Here is a 20,006-nt window from a genome sequence, read left to right on the forward strand (position 1 = left end):
GCCGCCGCCGCATCGAGTCCGCTCAGACGGTTCCGGCCACGACGTTGGGACACGGCCTGCCGGCCAAATGGTCGGCCAGGTTGCCGAACGTGGTTACGGCGATTTCGCGCATCGCTTCGATGGTGAAAAAGCCCTGGTGGCCGGTGACCAATACGTTGGGAAAGGTCAGCAGACGCTGGAACACATCGTCGGCTATGATGTCGGCCGAATGGTCGTGGAAGAACAGTTCGCTCTCCTGTTCGTACACGTCGATCGCCAGCGCGCCCAGGTGGCGCGACTTGAGCGCATCGATGACGGCGCAGGCATCCACCAGCCCGCCGCGCGAGGTATTCACCAGCATGGCGCCCGGCTTCATGCTGGCCAGCGCCGCTGCGGCGATCATGTGGCGCGTGCCTGGCAGCAGCGGACAATGCAGGGACACGATATCGGACTGCGCCAGCAGTTCGGGCAGCGCCACCGTTGCCCCGAACTGCGCGTAGCCCGGCAGCGGCGCCGGATCGTGCCCCAGCACGCGGCAGCCGAAACCATGGAAAATGCGTGCGGCCGCCACGCCGATCTTGCCCAGGCCGATCAGCCCCACGGTTTTGCCGTGCAGATTGCTGCCGAGCAGCCCGTCCAGCGCGAAGTTCCCCTCCCGCACACGGGCGTAGGCGCGATGCGTGTTGCGGTTCAGCGTGAGCACCAGCGCCAGCGTGAACTCGGCCACCGCTTCCGGCGAGTAAGCCGGCACCCGCGCCACGAACAGTCCCAGCCGCGCCGCGGCGGCCGCGTCCACGTTGTTGAAACCGGCACAGCGCAGCAGCACGGCGCGCACGCCCTGCCCGGCCAGCGCGTCCAGCACGGCTGCGTCGAGCACATCGTTGACGAATACGCACACTGCGCCGCAGCCTTGGGCCAGCGCCACGGATTCCAGCGACAGCGCCTCGGCGTGGTACTGCAGCGTTACCGCGCCATCCGCATGGCGGCGCTGCAGCGCTTCGTCCAGGAAGCGGCGGTCATAAGGCTGGGCGCTGAACACGGCAATCTTCATATATGACTCCGGGGTGGTCGGCATTTAAATTCATTACGGCAACTTGGTTTGCTCATGGGTAAATGGTGACATAATGATGCCCGCTGTGGAAAGTTTAACCTTCGTACCCGATCACTGCATCGCTTCATGACCTACGCATCAGACACACAAGCATTGCTGGACCAGCGCCTGAAAACGACCGGCTGGCAGATCGCCCAGACGGTCGCGCTGGGCCTGATGGCGGCCTGCCTGGCGCTGTTCGGCCAGGCCTGCCTGGCGCGCGCGCGCCCCATCTTCCCCTTCATCGACCAGAACTATGCCGCCTGGCAAAGCGGCTACACGCTGGTGCTGCTGGTGATCGGCGTGGTGTGGGTGGTGGCCATGCTGCAGAAAATCAGTTTCTTCCAGGATTGCCTGCAGCGACTGCGCATCCAGCAGCGGCTGGACGAACAATACGCCATCCGCGCGCAAAAGGCGGAAGAAGCGCGGCTGGCGAAACAGGCGGCGCACGCGGATGCCGCGGTCGCCAAGGCGCTGCCGCTGGCCGCCCGTCCCGACCCGGCCGCCCGCAGCAACAAGTTCGACTACTAAAAGCCGCAGCGGTTAACCAGCACACATACCGCTGACGCAAAGCGACTTAGCATCTCCCTGGACGGACCAGGCATCACGCCAGTCCACCCCAGGGAGAATACGATGGACAGCATCAAGCACAAGCAGCCTGAACACAACCGCCAGGACCTGACCGGTCCGGACGCGGTCAAACGCATCCAGACCGTGGTCGATGAAGCCAAGGCCGGCTTCTTCTGCACCGAGCACCGCGTTGTTCCGATGAGCCCGCTCAAGGTCGACGAAGGCGGCAGCCTGTGGTTCCTCAGCGCCGGCGACAGCCACCACAACCGTGACATCGAAAGCAACCCGGCGGTGCGCCTGTTCTTCCAGGCCTCGCACCATTCCGGTTTCCTCTATTTCGACGGCCACGCCGCCATTTCGCGCGACGCGGCCATGATCAAGGAACTGTGGAACTTCAAGCTGAAGACCTGGTTCACCGAGGGTGAACACGACCCGCGCATCACCGTCATCCAGGTGAAGCCGGCGCAGGGCTACTACTGGGACAACAAGCATGGGGACGCCGTCGCCGGCGCCAAGATGCTGGCAGGCGCCGTGGTGGGACGGACGCTGGACGATTCGATCGAAGGGACGCTGCGGCTGTAGGCGCTAGTCAGCCCCAGCCGTACCAGGCGTCGCGCAGTTCGCCGATCTCGACGTCCTTGAACTTGCTCTGGCCGGCCAGCCAGGCGCGCACCAGTTCGCGGTGGCTTTCCTCGACTTTGCCGTAGGCCTTGCCGGACACCACGAAGCCGTTGAAATCGTCGCCCATGCCGCCGCCGTAGGCCAGGCCGTTCGCCTCCACCGCTTCGATGAAGCTGTGCAGCAAGACGTCGCTCTCGGCTTCGCTCAGGCCGGCCGCCAGCTTGGCGGTGACCATGAAACCCATTTCCTGGAATTCGCCCAGGTGCATTTTCTTGCGCTGGCGCCGGTTGGCGCGGTGCAGGGATCGGCTCATATTGTGCTCTTGTGGGTGGTAAAGCCGAATTGTCGCATGCCGCTTGGCCTTGCCGCTACGGTTGACGCCGCAGGTTTGAAAGTGCCGCAAAAAAACGCTATGATTTAGTCATCATTATTCCTGCGCTCATCATGCGATTTCAAACCGGAGATGTGGTCAGGCTGAAGACCGGCGGCGCCGACATGGAAGTGCTGTGCACGGCGCAGCGCTACCCTTTTCCCGAGGGGGAAGCCGAGGCTGTCCTGTGCATCTGGGAAGACACCCATTTCCGCTTCGAGAAGGCCTTTCCGGTGGCCTCGCTCGACATTGTAAGCCGTGCCAGCGCCTGGCCGCTGCATGGGCCGGAGCGGTATGCCCGGCCTGCCGGCCCCGCCACCTGAACGCGTCCCTGCGCCTCCCCGCCCACGTCACCCATGTTCCGAACTGCCCCAAGGCCGCCCCCCGCCGCGGCCTGCGTCGCAGGCCCATATTTGCCAGCGAGAAATGTTTATTATTAACCACGCTGCGCTGCAACATAACCGTGCTTTTTTGGTTGGTTGTTATACAATATTTAATCAGATTTCAGCACCCAAGGACAGGCATGATCCATAAGAGCAAGACAGGGTGGCGGTGGACCTCAACGGCGGATGCTGCGGCGTTGCTGTGGTCCCAGCAACACCTGCGCCGGCGCAGCCAGCCCGATGGCGGAAATCCATCGCCGGGTCATTGCCGCCGCGAAGGGCTCGCGATTGGGCGCCGCGCGACCGACTACACGAGCTCCTATGAGCAATTGCGCGACCTGTCCGCTGCATTGCAACTTACACGGGAAGAAGAGCGGGCCCATATCGCGCGCGAACTGCATGACGACCTGGGCCAATTGCTGGCGACCCTGCGCGTCGACCTCAGCTTGCTGCTGCAGCAGCCCTTGCGCTCGCTGCAGGCTCAGCGCCAGTTGCACAGCATGGACGAGTTGCTGCAGCAGGCCTTCACCACGCTGCGCCGGATTGCCACCGACCTGCGTCCCGCCGCCCTGGACGAAGGCGGCCTCTACTACGCACTGCAGACCCTGCAGGAGGAATGGGGACGACGGCACGGTATTGCCTACCACCTCGACGCGCGGGAGGACGAGCTGATCCTGGACGACAGGTACAGCACCGCCGTGTTCCGCATCGTTCAGGAATCACTGACCAACATCGCCCGCCACGCCGGCGCCACCGAAGTGCTGATCTCGGTGCGCAAACGCGGTCATGCACTGCGTGTGTATGTGGAGGACAACGGCACCGGGATTGCGCCCACCGACCTGGACAAGCCGCATTCTTTCGGCCTGATCGGCATGCGCGAACGGGTATGGGCGCTGAACGGCGATATCGCCATCGGCAGCCTGGCCGACAGCACAGACGGCCACGGCACCCGCATCGCTATCGAACTGCCCCTCCCGACAGCGCCGTCCGACGCCATATTGAAGCCCACGGGCTGAAGCGCGGTGGTACATATTGACGTATATCAAAACAGCCCCATCGACCTGCTAATGCTGAGCCGGCGCATGGTACCTTCTGATATTTCTCATTGAAGATACTTTCATATGGAACGCAGGTGCAACCGCCAAATGGAAGGGGCTATTAATGCCGCCCAATCCAAACTTACTCCCTCCGACCACAAGGAATGCGTCCGCATCTTGATTGCCGCTCAAGTTCCCTTGGCAATCATTTCCCGCGTAATATTCCTCCCCCATCGAAGCCGGACCAGGGACCGCAGGCAAGACAAGGCGATGACGATGGTCATCAACAGGGCCTTGGGCATACTGTATTGCTCCAGTGAAGAAGACGCCCGCTCCTATTTGCAGCTCAGGCAGGTTCCCTCCCCACTCGTCCAAAGAACGCTGTATGACAGCCCCCATCGTGCCCTTTGATGCTCCACAATATTTCTCGCTGGAATAGTTTATTCTCGCAGCATTTCAGCGCGCGTCTTTGATTAAAATCAAATACCAATAGGAATTAGTTCTTTCCTGGAACGCCAGTGCGCCGGCCCCGGCGGCATGCCGGACCATCTCCAGCCGAATCCAGCCGAATCCAGCCGAAAACGGAGCCATACGCTACAATCTTGCCAAAATAAAAACACAACCGCGTCACAACCATCGCGAGGCAAGCTTGAAAATAGGTATGCAAACTTGGGGCAGCCATGGCGACATCCGCCCCTTCCTGGCGCTCGCCGAAGGCCTGCAAGCGGCGGGCCATGAAGTCACCCTGCTGATCACCTGCGTCGACAGCGCCGCCTACGATGGCATCACCTCAGCCCGGGGCGTCAAGATCGCCGTGCTGGCTTCGCCGGTCATGAGTGCCGAGGATGCCGACACCTTTGGCCGGACGGCCTACAAGACCCGCAATCCCATGGCGCAAATGGCGAAGATATTGCGCATGTGCTTCGATCCGGCCGAGGACGCCATGTTCGACGCCGCCCGCAAGCTGAGCGCGGACGCAGACCTGTTGATAGGCCACTACTTCATGCATCCGCTACAGATCGCCGCGGAGCAAGCCGGCAAGCCTTACATCAGCGTACTGCTGTCGCACGCCGCCGTGCCCAGTGCCTTTAAAAACCCGCTCGGCACGCGCTCTATCGGCAAGACCGGCAATCGCATGCTGTGGTGGCTGACCAAGGCGGCCCTGAACAGCGTGCTCAGGCCGTATTCGAACCGCCTGCGCCAGCACCACGGCATGCCGCTGGTGGACGACGTGGTCACGCAGGTATGGATGTCGCCGAAGCTGACGCTGGTGGCCGTCAGCCCGCAGATATGCGAGCCGCAGGCGGACTGGCCGGCATCGGCACGCGCTTGCGGTTTTCTGGACATGCCGAACTTCGCGCTTGAAGGCAGCATTCCGGATGCGCTGGCAGCGTTCCTGGAAGCCGGTGATGCGCCCTTCTACATGACGCTGGGCAGCTGGATGCCCAAGGACATCCCCACCCAGAGCAGCACCCTGCGCCTGCTGACGGACGCGGCACGCCTGGCGGGATGCCGGGCGATTATCCAAAGTCATTCGTGGCAGGAGTGCGGCTTCAAGTCCTGCGAGCAGGTGCTCTACGTCAATGCGGCACCGCACCATGCGGTATTCCCGCATTGCCACGCCGTCGTGCATCACGGTGGCGCCGGCACGACGCAATCGGCAACGCTGGCGGGCAAGCCGTCCGTTGTCGTGGCGCACATCAGCGAGCAGGAGCATTGGGGCCTGGAGTTGCGGCGCATGGGTATCGCCGGCAAGCCCACCAGGCGGTATAGCGTGACGGCGAAAGCGTTGGCGAAACGGATCGCCCTGGTGCGGAACACGCCGGGGATGCAGATCAAGGCCCAGGCGGTCGCCAGTGCGATGCGGCAGGAAAACGGGGTCGCCGAGGCGGTCAGGCTGGTGGGGCAGGCGTTCGGGCAGGCCTGAAATGTCTACCTGGCGGCCAGCAGGCGCTCGATGTATGCCGCGTGATCGGGCATTGCATGGGCTGCCGCCTGGATGCCGGTACGCAGGCGCTCAAAATGCAAGCGCACTGCCTGCTCGTCGAGCAGATCCACCATCGGATTGTGACGCTCCGGCAGCACGCCCAGGCCGAGCAATACGGACAGGTAGGACAACTCGGTGAAGCCGCCAGGATCCGTCTGTGCGATCAGCCCGCTCGAGCGGAAAAGTTCGATCTGGTGCTGCAGCGCATCGGGGATCTCGGCATCGCGGCACCAGCGCCAAAACTCGGAGTCCGTGCGCCGGTTGATCTTGTAGTGAAGGATGATGAAGTCGCGAATCGACTCGTACTGTTGAGCCATCAGGCGGTTGAACTCGCCTGCTAGATGCGCGCTGCAGTCGCGGTCCGGGAACAGCTTGATGAGCCTGCCCACGGCCGACAAGATGAGCTGGATGGCCGTCGATTCCAGCGGCTCCAGGAAGCCGGCTGAAAGCCCGATGGCGACCACATTCTTCACCCACATGCGGCGACGCCTGCCGGTGGTGAAGCGCAGCCCTCGCGGCGCATCCAGCGGCGCGGTATCGACCGTCCGCAGCAGCACCTGCTCGGCCTCGGTATCGGTCGTGAAATCGCTGCAGTAGACGTGACCGTTTCCGATGCGGTGCTGCAGCGGGATGCGCCATGTCCAGCCAGCCGCATGCGCCGTTGAAAGCGTGTACGGCGCCAGGCTGGGGGCGCTTGCGCTCGGCATGGCGATCGCGCGGTTAACCGGCAGCCAGCGGCTCCAGTCGTCAAAGCCAGATTCCATCGCCCCTTCGATGAGCAGCGCGCGCTGCCCTGAGCAGTCGATGAAGAGGTCGCCGCCGATGCGGCGGCCATCGGACAAGGTGACCGACTCGACAAAGCCATCCTGGGCGCGCAGTGTCACGTCGACGATGGTGCCCTCGATGCGCTGCACGCCACGCTGCACCGAATAGTCGCGCAGGAAGGACGCGAAAAGTGCGGCGTCGAAGTGGTAGGCGAAAGCATAGCTGTTGGTGTATGGCGGCGGCAAGCCGCCGGGCGGTGTGAAGCGGTTCCGGCGCGCCATTTCGGTGACCAGCGACCATTGCTCGTGCGAGCCCATGCCGCCGGCACGGTGCAGGCGCAACCAGTGGTGGAGGGCTGGCGCGTCGGCCATCGATGGACCGAACTCGCCGAAACCGTGGAAGAAGCGGTTGCCGATGTGCCCCCAATCCTTGAATTCGATGCCAAGCTTGAAAGTGGCCTTCGTGCGGCGCAAGAACTCGGTGTGATCCAGCCCCAGCGCCATCGTATAGCTGTGGATGTTGGGCATGGTGCCCTCGCCGACGCCTATCGTGCCAATCTCGGCGGACTCGAGCAGCACGATCTCGCACGGCTCGCGCGCGTCGCGCCCCAGGCGCTGGATGAGCGGCGCGGCGGCCATCCAGCCTGCGGTGCCGCCGCCGACGATGACGATCTTGCGGATGGCGTTGTCATTCATAGCGGGCCGTTCACGTTTGGAGCCAGGCAATATTGCTCGATGTAGGCCTCATGGCTCATCTGCGCCCGGGCCGCGTCGTCGATGAGTCCGCGCAGCCCCCCCAGTAGCGGCTTGAAGCGGGCGGCGTCGTACATCTGCGCAAGCGGATCGATGCGCTCTGCTTGCAGCAGTTGGCCGTTGAGCACAGCCAGCCAGCTGGCCCGGCTGAACAGTTCCACCTGGTCCTGGACGTGCACCCTTCCCGACGCGCGATAGTGCTCGATGCGCTCCTGTATCGCGTCCGGCACCGTCATCTCGGCGGTGTGCCGCCACATGGGCGCATCGGTTCTCTCGTTCAGCTTGTAGTGCAGGATGACGAAGTCGCGCGCGCGCTCGTAGGACTCCTGGATGCAGCGGTTGTACTCGGCAGCGAAGAGCGGATCGCAGCTGCGGTCGGGGAAATTGATGAGCAGCTGGAAGATCGCGTCCTGCACAAAATGGATAGACGTCGATTCCAGCGGCTCGAGAAAGCCGCTGGACAGGCCGATCGCCACGCAGTTCTTGTCCCAGGCCTTGCGGCGTCGCCCCGCCCTGAAGCGTATCAGGCGCGGCTCTGCCAGCGCAGGAGCGTCCAGGTTCTGCACCAGACGGTCGAGTGCAAGCTGCTCGGACATGTAGGCGCTGGAGAACACGTGGCCATTGCCGGTGCGATGCTGCAGGGGGATGCGCCACTGCCACCCCGCCTCATGCGCCGTGGACTGCGTATAGGGCCGCAGCGGGCCCTTCCTTTCAGTCGGCACTGCGTAGGCGCGGTCGCACGGCAGCCAGTGCTGCCAATCCTCGAAGCCGGCCTTCAAGGTCTCCTCGATCAGCAAGCCTCTAAAACCGGAACAGTCGACGAAGAAGTCCCCGCCAACCTCTCGTCCGTCTTCGAGACGGACGCCAAGAATGAAGCCTGATTCGGGATGCTGCCGCACCTCGACGATGCGCCCTTCCGTGCGCGCGACCCCCATGCCCTCGGCATGCTTGCGCAGGTGGGCGGCATACAAGCCGGCATCGAAGTGGTAGGCATAGCCGACCCTGGAGAGCAGCGAACGTGCATCGGCGGCCGGGCGGCAGAAGCGGCCGTGCCGGGCCAGGCGCCAGGCGATCGAGTAGTCGTCGAGCGGCGTCTGGTCGCCGGTCTGCCGCGCCCGCAACCACATCTGGTGGAAGGGCAGCAGGTCCGGGCCGTCCGGAAACTTGCCGAAGGGATGGAAGTAGCTGTGCCCCAGGCGGCCCCAATCGCGGAACTCGATGCCCAGCTTGAACGTTGCGCGGGTCTCGCGCATGAACTCATGCTCGTCCAGTCCCAGCATGCGATTGAAGGCGACGATCGGTGGAATCGTGGCCTCGCCAACGCCCACGGTCCCGATGTCGTCGGATTCAACCAGTTCGACGCGGCACTGGCCGGCCTTCGACAGCACGGATGCCAGCAGCGCAGCCGTCATCCAGCCCGCCGTACCGCCGCCAACAATGACAATCTTGCGAATTAGACGCTCGTCACTCATAGAACCACACCTCGGAAAGGAAAAAGGGCCTCGCGGATATCCGCGAGGCCAGCAGCCAACGCGCTAGCGTTAGCCCAACGAGCGGGCCGCTCGAGGCGCTATCATCAATAGCTGCCCTGAACGCCAAGCATGATACGGCGACCATAGCTCGGGTTGTCGACGATCAGGTTTTCCGCGAAGGCCCATTTCCTCGGCTGTTCGTTCGTCAGATTGGTGCCCTCAAGATAGATCGACACCTTGGGCGCGATCTCATAGGCAATGCGCGCATCGATCTGCTTGTAGGCCGTCTGGTAGGCCGGAACGAAGGGAACGAATTCGTTGGTCGGCCAGCTCACCTCGTACATCGGCGTAGCAAGATACGCCTTGCGCTTGTTGAACGCGACGCGCGCCGAGAACCCGTTCTTCTCGTAGAAACCGACGAGGTTCATCGTGTCGCTCAAGCCTGGCAAATTCACGTCGTGGGGGTCGAAGTTGTTCGGATTGTAGTGCTTGTTGCTGCGAACGATAGTGGTGTTGACGTCAAAACCGAAGCCGCTGTCGAAGGCCTGCGTCCAGCCGAGCGTGCCGCCATGGACTTTGACCGATCCCGCGTTCACCGGCATGGACACTGTGAAGGTATTGTAGATCGCTGGCTGCACAGAGGGAATGACCACATCCGTCTTCTCGGTGGTCGGGAAACCAGTGACGTTCTTAAAGAACAGGTCAATATGCAATGAGGCCTGCTTGCCGTAGTACCACTCGGCACCCATGTCGAAATTGGTCGACTTGATGGGCTTCAGATCCGGGTTGCTGTTGGATGTGGCCTCCCGGTGCTGAATGCCCAACGAGCCGTAACTAAACCGGGGCACCAGTTGCCCCAACTCAGGACGGGTCATGGACTTCGACGCCGCGGCACGAAGCACGACATCGTCCGTCGGCTCAAACTTAAAGTTGAGCGTCGGCAGAACGTCAAGATATGAATTGCTTGACGTCACGAACTGATTTCCAGCCGGCCCGTCCCCGTAGGTGGGGAGTAAGCTATTAAAGGGCGGCAACCCCGAAGTATCCGGTGTCAGGTTGACGAGCACCTGGGCCCAACCACCAGCTGTGGTTCGGGTCCGGGTGACGCGCACACCACCGACCAGCGTGGCGTTACGGCCAGCCACGTCAAAGTTCCATGAAGCATCGGTGTAGATGGAAGCAATCTTCTCCTGAACCGCATAGCCGGGGTCGCCGCCGTTGGTAGGCACGGTCCCGATCTGTTGCGCCGCATAGGGATCCCCACCGTTTGCCGCGGCGGCGGCATTGAATGCCGCCAAGCTTGCTTTTAACTTGTCCAGGCCTCCAATGGACTGATTACAAACGGCAGGATTCGCCACGCATGAGGACAGCACCGCATTCTGGATGCTCGGACTCAGATAAAGCTGATTGACCCCCGCATTGTTGAAGACGAAGGTGCGCGTATCCGAACTTGCGGGCTGGCCGAAAAGCGAAGCGCTCGGGGCGTACACCCTGCTCACAACCGAATCGAACTGTTCTTTCGTGAGTTTAAGCTTGAGGTCATTCGCCGTTCTCCAGAACAAGTTCGCTATACCCGAGGGCGTGTAATAGTTCTGGTTTTCCTTCTTGCCGACCTCCGCATGCACGCCAGTACGCAGCTTCAGTTCGGGCGTCAACCGATGGTCCAGCATTAAGCTGAATTGCGTCTGGGACGCATCCAGATGGGAGCCGCTGTTATAGTTGTTCTGCATGCTCATGGTGCCGAAGTTCTCCGGCGCCAATGCTGAATCCGCGCTGTTGGTGATATACGCTTGTCCACCCGGCCCCACGACATACGTGTAGGGGCCTGGCAAGGTACTCACCATGCTGCGGCGCTGATTCTGGTCGGCGCCGAAGTTGTTCGTCTCAGCCTTGCTGTAGGAGAAGTCGCCGGTGACCGTGGTAAACCGCGAAGGTTTCCACTTGCCGTTCAAACCCAGCATCTGGGTCTTCGTCGGGCGATGATTGAGCTCGTTATTCGCAAACGGGCTCCCTCCCCCGCTGCCGGACGACAACACGCCGTTCGGCCCGACGACCGTCTTGCTGTTGGCCTTCAGGAAGCCCATGTAGCGATTGACCTCGTCATCGGTAAAGTTGTCGCCCCACTTGCTCAGACCGGCCTTGAGGCCGGCGAAGGTCAGGTCCGCGGGTGGCATGAAGTAGTTCCAGTTTGCCGTCTGATACAACTGCGTGTCGACATTGAACCCGGAGTACAGGTAGTCGGCGACAAACTCGAGCTCGCTGCTCGGCTTGTACTGCACGCTGCCGTACAAGCCCTTGCGCTCGCGCTTCTCGAATGTTGAAGTCCTGTCGAACTCCTGCGGATACAAGCCCTTCCCTTTGAGCCCGAAGGTGTCCGCCATCCAATAACCCGGGTGGTTCTCGAGGCCCGGGATCACCTGGCCCGGCAAGCCGGTGTCAACCACGAAGCCCCCGCTGACACCGCAGCAGCCGTTATTGGCGTTATAAGTGGCAGTGTTGCGCTTCTGGTAGGACAAACCCAGTTGCACACCAAGCGTGTTGTTGAGGAAGGTGTCGGACACCGTCAGGCCGAGGTTAGGCGAGTTTTTCCCACTGTTGCCTTCGCGATTGCCCTCAAGACGGCCGGCGAAGTGAAAGCCCGGGTGTTCCAGTGGCCGGGAGGTCCGCGCATCCACAGTGCCACCGATGCCCCCCTCAGGCAGATAGGCTTCTTGCGTCTTGTAGACATTGATGCCGCCTATCAGTTCGGAGGCGATGGTGTCGAACGCAAACGAACGCGTGTTTTCAGTCGTCGCGATGCGCCGCCCATTGAACAGCACGGTGTTGTACTGCGGGCCGAAGCCGCGCAAGGTGACATAGCGTCCCTCGCCACCATCACGATCAATCGCCACACCGGGCACGCGTTGCAGCGCCTCAGCAAGGTTCTTGTCCGGCATCTTGCCGATGTCCTCGGAACGAATCGCTTCCACCATCACGTCCGCATCGCGCTTGGTCTTGATACCCGCCGCGTAGGCAGCGGCAATACCGCTCCCCGTGACCACGACAGTCTCCAGCACGTTGCCGTCGCGCTTGGAAATGGCCTGCTCGCTGTCCTGCGCCATCGCCGGACTGGCGCTGCCCAGCGCCAGCATGACGGCACAGCAGGTCGCGCTCCTTTGCATTGGAATTGCATTGTTCATCATTGTTATACATTCCTTGGTTGAGTCGTTCGGATTTTCTGCACGTGGATTCCTTATCGTCGTCGGCATAATAAAAACGGCTCCGCTCGTATTTACCCGACTGATAAGGCAAGTCCCGGAGAGCAGCTTGTCCAGCGCCTCGGAGGCCAGCAATTCCCCACGCACTTCCGGGGTCTTGACGCCTGCGAGATGTTCTCCGGAAGCCAATACATTCATTCCCGCCTGGCGTGCAAACTCGGTGATCGAGTTGGCTGCCGGACCTGCGGTGATATGGAATGGCTTGCGGATTTCCTGGGCATTGGCGGCCTGAGGCAGAGCGATAATGCTCATGCTCAGGACAACAGCGGCTGTACTACCGCAATGATGTTTGTGCATCACGCGTCTCTCCTCCTGGACTAACCCCGTACTTCGCCAGAGCTATCTTGCTCCGTTACTGATACGACGAATGACAATCTTTTTTCCTACGACTCAACAGAACTTTCTTTCTCAACACCTTAACCGCGGGCACTCCCGCCATTGCCCTTCTTGCCGTCAACGCCGTGCGCGTCGCCGATCATGATCTTGTCGGCGGTGATCACGATCGGCACGTCGAGGAAGGTGCTCACGTCCTTCGCGAACAGTTCGGGCGCATCGATCTGATACTGCCCTACCAATTTCCGGTTCCACAGTTGAGGGTCGACGATGATGATTTTCCTCGGGCTGTAACGATTGAAGTCGGCAACCGCCTCACTGAGCGTTTGATTATTAAAGATCAATTTCCCCTCCCTCCAAGCGAGTTTTCGCTCGACTTCACGCGGCTGCCGAGCGACTGAAATTTCCGTGGCATGCACGTCCACAAAGGCATGTTCGCCAGCCGTCAGCAGGCGCTTTTGCGCGCTGCCGTCCTTGCTCCAGACTTCGACCGTGCCTTCCGTGACGAGTACCTCGGCGCCATTCGCGTAACGGCGCACGCCAAAGGCCGTGCCGACAGCGCGCACCAGCACTTCGCCCGTGTCGACGATGAAGGGCTTGCTCTTGTCCTTGGCCACTTCGAACCACGCCTCGCCGCGCGTCAGGCTCACCTGCCGTTTCTGTTGCGTCAGCCGCAACTCGATGCGGCTGCCGCTGTTGATCGTCGCCACGGATTTGTCGGCCAGCGGCACCTTGCGGAACTCGCCTTTCGCGGTCGTCAGGACGGCCCGGTCCGGCGCGGCACGCAACACGGCCGCAACCGCCAGCGCGGCGATTCCGGCGGCGGCGCCGCCGGCCTTCATGAATGTCCGCCTTGAGTTGGCCTGGTTCCACGAGGCGCCGGCCCACTCGAGCGCAAGCCGTTCCAGCCGCGGGCGCAAGGTTTTCTGAATCTGCGCCTGGTCGAGCGCCCGGTTGATCGCCCTCGCGCGCAGGTAGGCACCCTGATGGCGGATATCGGCCGCGTACCAGGCGTCGAAGGCCGCGCGCTCGGCATCGTCCAGCGCGCCCCTGGTCTGGCAGATCACCCACTGCAGGGCTTCGTTATCAATCGTTGACATGGTTTTTCTTGACGGCGGATTGGATGTTGGCGCGGGCCCGGGTATCGTCATGCACGCCGACCCGGGCGATCATGTCCGAAATGAGTGTCATGCCGCGCATTACTTCCTTCTCAACAATTCCTTCGGAAATTCCCAGGGTTTCGGCGGTCTCGATCTGGGACAGTCCATAGATGCGGCGCGCCCGGAACACTTCCTTGCAGCGGTCGGGCAGGTTGGCGATCAGGCCGATCACCCAGCGCAGCTCGGCCCGTGCCAGCGCCACGCGCTCCGGCGACGGCGCACTGTCGGCGATCTCGAGCGCGTCCAGATTGGCCACCGCCTCGATGCTGACAATGGCGTCGCGGCGCATCCGGTCGATGACGATGTTCTTGCTGATCCGCACGAGGAAACCGCGCGGTTCCCGCACATGGTCCATGCTGGCCATCTGGAGCACCTTGTAATAGGTCTCCTGGATCACGTCGTCGACCTCGGCCGGGCTGGCGCAGACGCGGCGCAGCATGCTCCGCAGCTCTGCCTCGAACGGCAGAAAATTCGACGTTACCCATTCAACAACATCTTCATCCATAAGCAGTTCAGCCCCCCCATACAGAGTATGACGAACGGGAACGGATTTTCCTACGGCAAGCTGCGTTGCCCGGAAAGCGGATGGGGTAGTGTCGCGAAATTGGTGCGCGACAGGGTCAATTGACCGTTGGGTCGGATTTCAATCAACGCCAACGCGTCAGCAAGTCCAAGGGTTAATCACATCCAGCCCAAGATCGGCAAAGTCCCGAACATTTCGGGTCACCAGGCTCAGCCCGTAATGTGCGGCGGTCGCTCCAATCAAACTGTCTATAGCAGGCACCGGGCGTCCCGCAGCTGCAACCATGCGCCCCCAGCGGTCCGCTACTTGGGTGTCAACAGGGAGAATGCGGCCAGTGAAAAATACGGGCAATTCTGTCTCCAGCCAGTCCAGCAGGGCCGCACGCCGGCCTGCATCGGTCACACCTTCAACACCTTTGCGTAGCTCACCAAGCGTCAGCACGCTAAGGTACAAGGTTGAAGCCGGGCGCTGGGCCATCCAGTCTATAACGCGATTGTTTGGCGCTTTCCGGCGCAACTCCGACAACACATTGGTGTCGAGCAGATAGCTCAAAGATCCACCTCACGCGTGACACTTGGATCACGCTCGAAATCGATTTCTTCGAGCCCGTACAGCGGAGACTGGCGCATGAACTCGACGAGCGATTGCTTACTACCTGACAAACTCTCGAATGCTGACCGTGACAGCACCACCGCCACTGATCGCCCATGTAACGTAATGTCTTGTGGGCCTTCACTTTCAGCGAGCTTCACTAGCTCGGATAACCGTGCTTTCGCCTCTTGCATTTGCCATGTGTGCATAAAATCTCCTCGACAATTCTGACTAGTCTAGTCAGACTTTAGCAGGTACCCTGTAAATTGCCTAGCCCCTGTACCGGAAACCTACCGGGGTCATGGCCGATAGGTCCAGGAAACGTGTCATCGTTCAGTCCTCCCCATTTGCGCGCACCGGCATGATCTGGCCACACGCTGCGTCATCAGTTGGCCACTGAGATTGGTATAACTCGTTCCATTACATACATCTCGGCGGGATGCCCTGATCGCCGCCCAAAAGCTGTTTATATTCAATAAGTTACGAAGCCCCTTGTAAGCTTGATCGATTTCGCGTTTACTTATAGTGGACCCCGAGTTTGAGACGTTGGTTTAAGCTGTTGTCCTCGATAGGATGAGAGCAAATGGCAGAAGGCAAAAAACGCAGGGTACATACGGCAGAGTTCAAGGCCAAGGTCGGACTGGAAGCGGTACGCGGGGTAAGGACGGTGACGGAAATCGCGCAGGAGTTCGGCGTGCATCCGGTGCTGGTGGGGCAATGGAAAAAGGAAATCCTGGAGAACGCCGGGGCCTTGTTCGACACCAAACGCGGTCCGAAACCGATCGATGAAAGCAGCCCGGAGGACAAGCTGTACGGCGAGATCGGGCGGCTGAAAATGGAAGTGGACTGGCTTAAAAAAAAGCTGGGGCCGTGAGCCAACAGGCGCGCTTTGGCTGGATCGAACCCGAGCACGCAAAGCTGCCGCTGACACGCCAATGCGAGCTGGCCGGTGTGCCGCGCGCGACGGTGTACCGGCGGATCGATGCGGCAACCCGGCAGGCGTGCGAGGACGAGGACGACCTGAAGCTGCGGGCGCTGATTGACGAGGAGTACACCCGCCGGCCTTTTTACGGCAGCCGACGCATGACGGTGTTCCTGCGCGCAGCGGGCCATGAGGTCAACCGCAAGCGCGTGCAGCGCCTGATGCGCAGCATGGGGCTGGCGGGTATGGCGCCGGGGCCGAACACGAGCAAGCCGCACCCGAAGCACAAGGTCTATCCGTACCTGCTGCGCGGTGTGGCGGTAACGCGGCCGAACCAGGTGTGGTCGACGGACATCACCTATATTCGGCTGGCGCGGGGCTTCGCCTATCTGGTGGCGGTCATCGACTGGTACAGCCGCAAGGTGCTGTCCTGGCGCATCAGCAATAGCATGGACGCGTCGTTTTGCGTGGACTGCCTGGAGGACGCCTTGCGCCACCACAGAGGGCCGGAGGTGTTCAACAGCGACCAGGGCTCGCAATTCACCAGCACGGCTTTTACCGATGTGCTTAAGCGTGAGGGCGTCACCATCAGCATGGATGGACGTGGCCGGGCGCTGGACAACATCTTTGTCGAGCGGCTGTGGCGGAACGTGAAGTACGAGGATGTGTATCTGAATGGGTACGTCAACATGGCGGAGTTGACGGTGGGATTGGCGCAATACTTCGCGTTCTACAACGCGCAGCGCCCGCACCAGGCGCTGGGCTACCAAACGCCCAGCCATGTCTACAGCGCCGGTGTTGGCGGCGGTGCATTGATCGTCGACAGGTTTGGTGACGATGACGATAAGCCGCAGGACAAGAGAAATACGGGGCAGCGCCGGGCAGCTGACGAGGTGGAAATGGGCACAGCTTAAATTAACCGGCAAAGTGTCTTGACTGACGGGTCCACTTTAACTCTCGTCTTTTGGGCGGAGCACGTGAGCGGAAAACCTGCAGCACAGAGATGGACTGACGAGGAATTTACAGACCTGGATCTTGGCGATGCCCGCCTCAACAACAGGGCGAGAAAATTGATGGAAACCTTCGCGGCCAAGCCGACGGCCAGCATTCCCGAGGCGTGCGACAACTGGACAGAGACGCACGCTGCCGACCGATTCCTGTCCAATCCGGAAGTGACATGGGACGGCATCCTGGCACCGCGTTGGGCGCGCACCGTGGAGCGCATGCGCACGCAAAAAGTGGTGTTGTGCATCCAGGACACGACCGAACTGGACTTCAACGGCCAAGAAATTGCAGGCCTCGGGCCGCTGAACTACGAAGCGCGGCGCGGCATGTACATGCATCAGACCTATGCGGTGTCGCCGGAGTGTGAACCGCTGGGCTTGCTCGATGGCTGGATGTGGGCGCGCGAACTGCGGGACGCCGACGGCCCCCAGCGCCCAGCGAGCGTAAAGGAAAGTGAGTGGTGGGTGGAGGGCTACGAGCGCGTCGCCGAGTTGGCGGCGCAGCTGCCCGATATCCGTCTGGTGTACCTCGCCGACCGCGAGGCAGACATAGCAGCGATGATGCGGCAGGCGTACTGGGTGAAATCAGCTTTCTGATGGAGGGACGCGGCAAGCAAAAGGCGCGACCGGTGCGCCAACAAGTATGGACCAGGCGCGTCAGCCTCCTGGTATCAATGAGGTCTTGCGCATGGTCGCGCGTGTCGGCGGCTTCCTCGCACGGAAACACGACGGTGAACCGGGCGTCAAAACGATTTGACGAGGACTTCACGATGCTCAGGTTTCCGCTCAAACAATCAGGGTGTTACGCGAAATGAGCGTGTTACAAAGCTGAGTTGTGTGTAATGGAATGAGTTAAAGCTTCAACTCAGAAGATAGCCTTTGGATAGCTGCCACGCAAACCAATGTGCTATGACAAAGCACACGCCAAGGATTATGCGTACCGCAAATATAACGCGTTCCTGATCAGTTACTCGGTCGCGTAACGACGTAAAGACGTCCTGAAACATTTCCAACACGATCTCATAATCCGCCCTCATCTTGTCTTCTTGACGGTCGATTTCCCCCTTTAACACATCCAGCGTCTTACCTTGGTTTCGACACAAAAGAAGAAACAATACCGAGAATATCCACGCGCCGACTATTACTGCAACATTGGCAAGAAATATAGCTTGCTGATCTTTCAATACAGGTTTCAACTGTGTCGCCACCACAACTGTGGCCACTGGTATCGAAAGGAGTTGATTTTGAATATCACTGAAAGCCTTATGGATTTTCCCGGTATAGTCGACTTTCCAAGCCTGGAGTTCATCACGGACTTTATCATACGAAAAATTTGCTAGAAAAAGCTTGTACCCGTCAGAAAATTTATCGGTCAGCTCAGATAATTCAAGCAGCAGCGTACGGAAGCGCCTGCCTACCGCGACTCCCTCCAATAATCCCATTGCTGCTTCTGCAAGTATGGCCAACTTAGCCTCCTTATGGGCATCATCGGGTAACACAAACAGATCAAGAATTTTATTGATTGCATCCACATTGGCACTTGCCAATTCCCCAGCAGTGTAATCCACCGGAACAGGATACTTGCCGCCTTTTATAAAAACGAGATCCCCCCGATCTTTATCGAGGTATGCAGCGCACTTACTCAGCAATTCGATCAATTCCAATACTTTACGATAGCGCAGTACCGCGTCTGGCGGATTTTCATCGGCTTTAGAGTAGCCTTCTCTAATGAGGAAGTAATTCTTCGGCTCGATGAAGGCGACACGTCGCATCCGCAGAAAGTCCTCAAAATTCCGCGCCAGGTACCCCAGCGATATCTTAGGAGGTTCCACTAGCAGACGAATGACATCCCCGATATTTATATTATCTGGATCGTCATCGGCAGTAATTCCAGAATCATCTATATTACTTTCATGCAAAGCGACATTTAGGGCATCAACTACTGCCTCATCCACGACCTTTACAGATGCGCTTTTCCCATCCGCCGCAAATTGGCTTGCGCGGTAAATAGTCAGCAAATGGGAAAAGGCAACCTTATTCATCTTCTTCTTCGTCTTTAATTTCCTTACGGAGTCGTTCTTTCAGTTCTGCAGGCAAATTGTAAAGCGTCAACGATTCATCATCATTGAAGACAACATCACCATCCAACATCGCCTTACGTGCAAATTTAACTTCCCAAGCTTTTGTCTTGCCAGCGAACTGCACAAAAGCTTTCAGCGCGCGCTTGTCAGGGACAAATCCATCCGACAGTTTTAGCTCTTCACGCCCCATTACCTGCATAAGTGCAGGTGGATTGCCAGGCCAGAGCTCGTTAGCGAACGTCTGAAGATCAATCGGATCACCGGCTTTATTCAACACGCTACAGATCTCATAAGCCTTGCTGAAAAAATCTGATCGCTGCTTATCCTCCATGCCTGACTCTGAAGCAAAGATATCAAGCGCCGCTTTCAGCGTGCGAGTTTCAGCGGAATCGGTGATGCTGCTATCGCACCCCAAGAATAACTTAAAGTAGCCAGAAACCTCGTTGCTTCGCCCTTTTAGAAAACTAAGGTACTTGTCTCCGCCCTTTTGCCACTCATTTAGGTCGATCCGTCCGGCAAAACGAAAGCCCTTCAAATCTAGGATCGCTGTGTCGGCAAAGTCCTTATCGTTCCCCAGCGCCGCCCCCCACTCCTCAGTGACAATCGCTACCAACAGCTGATATATGCCTTCATGATAGATGTAAGCAAATACCACGTGGCCGCCACCAGCAGCGGTTTTCGACGCCCTGGTGTGGAGCGTCTTCATCATTGCCTCGGTCAGCCCCATGAAATCGATCGTCTTCGTCTCGTAGAACTGCCTTACAAATTGCTGCACCGGGAAATTGACCTCATCGGCCTCGAACTGGCCATGTGCCTTCCCGGAACGCTTTGCGTACTCTCCAACGAGCCGACCAACAACCTTCGATGTGGTTGCGGTTATATTTAGCTCTGCCTTAGAGCACTCCACGCTGAATGCTCCTCCCGCCATCCTCAGAAGGTCGTGAACTACTGCGTTGAGTACCAGTGCCTTGACTTCCAGCTGAATTTCCACTTCAGGATTTGCCGCCATAACAACACCTAGGGTTAAAAAAACATCATCTTCCCCCCAAACGATGTTCCCGGCAAGAAATAAATATACTGTATTTATATACAGTATATCAAACATGAGG

18 protein-coding genes and 1 pseudogene are annotated in these 20,006 nt (G+C 59.8%); 8 read left to right on the plus strand and 11 right to left on the minus strand.

Annotated elements, in window-relative coordinates; genetic code table 11:
• Positions 1-22: 22 nt before the first annotated feature.
• The gene (locus tag ACSQ8Y_RS15345; protein ID WP_436267320.1) at positions 23-1,030 is read right to left on the minus strand and encodes a 2-hydroxyacid dehydrogenase; all 1,008 of its coding nucleotides are present in this window, start codon (positions 1,028-1,030) and stop codon (positions 23-25) included.
• Positions 1,031-1,156: 126 nt separating this feature from the next.
• Between ACSQ8Y_RS15345 and ACSQ8Y_RS15350 the strand changes: the two genes are divergently transcribed.
• Together ACSQ8Y_RS15350 and ACSQ8Y_RS15355 are read left to right on the plus strand one after the other, a co-directional pair.
• Positions 1,157-1,600, plus strand: a complete 444-nt coding sequence (locus ACSQ8Y_RS15350; protein ID WP_436267321.1) for a hypothetical protein — start codon at positions 1,157-1,159, stop codon at positions 1,598-1,600.
• A 102-nt stretch (positions 1,601-1,702) separates the two neighbouring features.
• Positions 1,703-2,221, plus strand: a complete 519-nt coding sequence (locus tag ACSQ8Y_RS15355; RefSeq protein WP_436267322.1) for a pyridoxamine 5'-phosphate oxidase family protein — start codon at positions 1,703-1,705, stop codon at positions 2,219-2,221.
• Positions 2,222-2,228: 7 nt separating this feature from the next.
• Here the strand turns inward: ACSQ8Y_RS15355 and ACSQ8Y_RS15360 are convergent, their stop codons facing one another.
• On the minus strand, positions 2,229-2,573 hold the full coding sequence (locus ACSQ8Y_RS15360; protein ID WP_436267323.1) for a YggL family protein: 345 nt from the start codon (positions 2,571-2,573) through the stop codon (positions 2,229-2,231).
• 131 nt (positions 2,574-2,704) lie between these two features.
• Between ACSQ8Y_RS15360 and ACSQ8Y_RS15365 the strand changes: the two genes are divergently transcribed.
• The 3 genes from ACSQ8Y_RS15365 to ACSQ8Y_RS15375 all read left to right on the plus strand — a co-directional run bounded on the left by ACSQ8Y_RS15365 (position 2,705) and on the right by ACSQ8Y_RS15375 (position 5,977).
• A complete protein-coding gene (locus ACSQ8Y_RS15365) occupies positions 2,705-2,953 on the plus strand; it encodes a DUF2158 domain-containing protein (protein WP_436267324.1) in 249 nt (82 codons plus the stop codon).
• A 389-nt stretch (positions 2,954-3,342) separates the two neighbouring features.
• Positions 3,343-4,029: a sensor histidine kinase gene (locus tag ACSQ8Y_RS15370; RefSeq protein ID WP_436267325.1), complete on the plus strand. Its 687-nt coding sequence runs from the start codon at positions 3,343-3,345 to the stop codon at positions 4,027-4,029.
• 682 nt (positions 4,030-4,711) lie between these two features.
• On the plus strand, positions 4,712-5,977 hold the full coding sequence (locus tag ACSQ8Y_RS15375) for a glycosyltransferase (RefSeq protein ID WP_436267326.1): 1,266 nt from the start codon (positions 4,712-4,714) through the stop codon (positions 5,975-5,977).
• A 5-nt stretch (positions 5,978-5,982) separates the two neighbouring features.
• Here the strand turns inward: ACSQ8Y_RS15375 and ACSQ8Y_RS15380 are convergent, their stop codons facing one another.
• The 7 genes from ACSQ8Y_RS15380 to ACSQ8Y_RS15410 form a co-directional block, all read right to left on the minus strand.
• Positions 5,983-7,497, minus strand: coding sequence for a tryptophan halogenase family protein (locus tag ACSQ8Y_RS15380; protein ID WP_436267327.1), 1,515 nt, complete (start codon positions 7,495-7,497; stop codon positions 5,983-5,985).
• Positions 7,494-9,026 carry a tryptophan halogenase family protein gene (locus ACSQ8Y_RS15385; RefSeq protein WP_436267328.1) on the minus strand — a complete coding sequence of 511 codons (1,533 nt, stop codon included), beginning with the start codon at positions 9,024-9,026 and terminating at the stop codon, positions 7,494-7,496. Before ACSQ8Y_RS15385 ends, ACSQ8Y_RS15380 begins: the two co-directional genes overlap by 4 nt.
• A gap of 104 nt (positions 9,027-9,130) precedes the next feature.
• Positions 9,131-12,580, minus strand: coding sequence for a TonB-dependent receptor (locus ACSQ8Y_RS15390; RefSeq protein WP_436269835.1), 3,450 nt, complete (start codon positions 12,578-12,580; stop codon positions 9,131-9,133).
• A gap of 119 nt (positions 12,581-12,699) precedes the next feature.
• Positions 12,700-13,716, minus strand: a complete 1,017-nt coding sequence (locus ACSQ8Y_RS15395) for a FecR family protein (RefSeq protein WP_436267329.1) — start codon at positions 13,714-13,716, stop codon at positions 12,700-12,702.
• Positions 13,703-14,281 carry an RNA polymerase sigma factor gene (locus ACSQ8Y_RS15400; RefSeq protein ID WP_436267330.1) on the minus strand — a complete coding sequence of 193 codons (579 nt, stop codon included), beginning with the start codon at positions 14,279-14,281 and terminating at the stop codon, positions 13,703-13,705. Before ACSQ8Y_RS15400 ends, ACSQ8Y_RS15395 begins: the two co-directional genes overlap by 14 nt.
• Positions 14,282-14,437: 156 nt before the next feature.
• Positions 14,438-14,851, minus strand: a complete 414-nt coding sequence (locus tag ACSQ8Y_RS15405) for a type II toxin-antitoxin system VapC family toxin (protein WP_436267331.1) — start codon at positions 14,849-14,851, stop codon at positions 14,438-14,440.
• Positions 14,848-15,099 (minus strand): type II toxin-antitoxin system Phd/YefM family antitoxin, encoded by a 252-nt coding sequence (locus ACSQ8Y_RS15410; RefSeq protein WP_436267332.1) that lies wholly within the window; start codon positions 15,097-15,099, stop codon positions 14,848-14,850. The genes ACSQ8Y_RS15405 and ACSQ8Y_RS15410 overlap by 4 nt, the downstream gene beginning before the upstream one ends.
• Before the next feature lie 374 nt (positions 15,100-15,473).
• Here ACSQ8Y_RS15410 and ACSQ8Y_RS15415 point away from each other — a divergent pair.
• The 3 genes and pseudogenes from ACSQ8Y_RS15415 to ACSQ8Y_RS15425 all read left to right on the plus strand — a co-directional run bounded on the left by ACSQ8Y_RS15415 (position 15,474) and on the right by ACSQ8Y_RS15425 (position 17,573).
• Positions 15,474-16,726 (plus strand): IS3 family transposase gene (locus tag ACSQ8Y_RS15415; protein ID WP_436264818.1). Its coding sequence is split into 2 segments (ribosomal slippage): positions 15,474-15,753 and positions 15,753-16,726, totalling 1,254 coding nucleotides; the frame shifts between segments, so codons are not numbered across the junction.
• 63 nt (positions 16,727-16,789) lie between these two features.
• A pseudogene (locus ACSQ8Y_RS15420) lies at positions 16,790-17,481 on the plus strand (IS4/Tn5 family transposase DNA-binding protein); the annotation flags it as partial.
• A 23-nt stretch (positions 17,482-17,504) separates the two neighbouring features.
• Positions 17,505-17,573: a hypothetical protein gene (locus ACSQ8Y_RS15425; RefSeq protein WP_436269836.1), complete on the plus strand. Its 69-nt coding sequence runs from the start codon at positions 17,505-17,507 to the stop codon at positions 17,571-17,573.
• A gap of 103 nt (positions 17,574-17,676) precedes the next feature.
• Here the strand turns inward: ACSQ8Y_RS15425 and ACSQ8Y_RS15430 are convergent, their stop codons facing one another.
• Together ACSQ8Y_RS15430 and ACSQ8Y_RS15435 are read right to left on the minus strand one after the other, a co-directional pair.
• The gene (locus ACSQ8Y_RS15430) at positions 17,677-18,858 is read right to left on the minus strand and encodes a hypothetical protein (RefSeq protein ID WP_436267333.1); all 1,182 of its coding nucleotides are present in this window, start codon (positions 18,856-18,858) and stop codon (positions 17,677-17,679) included.
• Positions 18,851-20,002 carry a nucleoid-associated protein gene (locus ACSQ8Y_RS15435; RefSeq protein ID WP_436267334.1) on the minus strand — a complete coding sequence of 384 codons (1,152 nt, stop codon included), beginning with the start codon at positions 20,000-20,002 and terminating at the stop codon, positions 18,851-18,853. The genes ACSQ8Y_RS15430 and ACSQ8Y_RS15435 overlap by 8 nt, the downstream gene beginning before the upstream one ends.
• Positions 20,003-20,006: the final 4 nt, after the last annotated feature.

This window comes from Pseudoduganella sp. LjRoot289 (assembly GCF_964252925.1).
Classification (GTDB): Bacteria; Pseudomonadota; Gammaproteobacteria; order Burkholderiales; family Burkholderiaceae_D; genus Rugamonas.

Bases quoted from the DNA above. Each gene is read 5' to 3' on its own strand.
- ACSQ8Y_RS15435 (WP_436267334.1), bottom strand. From the start codon at position 20,002: ATGTTTGATATACTGTATATAAATACAGTATATTTATTTCTTGCCGGG.
- ACSQ8Y_RS15375 (WP_436267326.1), top strand. From the start codon at position 4,712: ATGCAAACTTGGGGCAGCCATGGCGACATCCGCCCCTTCCTGGCGCTC.
- ACSQ8Y_RS15345 (WP_436267320.1), bottom strand. From the start codon at position 1,030: ATGAAGATTGCCGTGTTCAGCGCCCAGCCTTATGACCGCCGCTTCCTG.
- ACSQ8Y_RS15360 (WP_436267323.1), bottom strand. From the start codon at position 2,573: ATGAGCCGATCCCTGCACCGCGCCAACCGGCGCCAGCGCAAGAAAATG.
- ACSQ8Y_RS15365 (WP_436267324.1), top strand. From the start codon at position 2,705: ATGCGATTTCAAACCGGAGATGTGGTCAGGCTGAAGACCGGCGGCGCC.
- ACSQ8Y_RS15350 (WP_436267321.1), top strand. From the start codon at position 1,157: ATGACCTACGCATCAGACACACAAGCATTGCTGGACCAGCGCCTGAAA.
- ACSQ8Y_RS15355 (WP_436267322.1), top strand. From the start codon at position 1,703: ATGGACAGCATCAAGCACAAGCAGCCTGAACACAACCGCCAGGACCTG.
- ACSQ8Y_RS15400 (WP_436267330.1), bottom strand. From the start codon at position 14,281: ATGGATGAAGATGTTGTTGAATGGGTAACGTCGAATTTTCTGCCGTTC.
- ACSQ8Y_RS15410 (WP_436267332.1), bottom strand. From the start codon at position 15,099: ATGCACACATGGCAAATGCAAGAGGCGAAAGCACGGTTATCCGAGCTA.
- ACSQ8Y_RS15390 (WP_436269835.1), bottom strand. From the start codon at position 12,580: ATGCACAAACATCATTGCGGTAGTACAGCCGCTGTTGTCCTGAGCATG.
- ACSQ8Y_RS15380 (WP_436267327.1), bottom strand. From the start codon at position 7,497: ATGAATGACAACGCCATCCGCAAGATCGTCATCGTCGGCGGCGGCACC.
- ACSQ8Y_RS15430 (WP_436267333.1), bottom strand. From the start codon at position 18,858: ATGAATAAGGTTGCCTTTTCCCATTTGCTGACTATTTACCGCGCAAGC.
- ACSQ8Y_RS15385 (WP_436267328.1), bottom strand. From the start codon at position 9,026: ATGAGTGACGAGCGTCTAATTCGCAAGATTGTCATTGTTGGCGGCGGT.
- ACSQ8Y_RS15395 (WP_436267329.1), bottom strand. From the start codon at position 13,716: ATGTCAACGATTGATAACGAAGCCCTGCAGTGGGTGATCTGCCAGACC.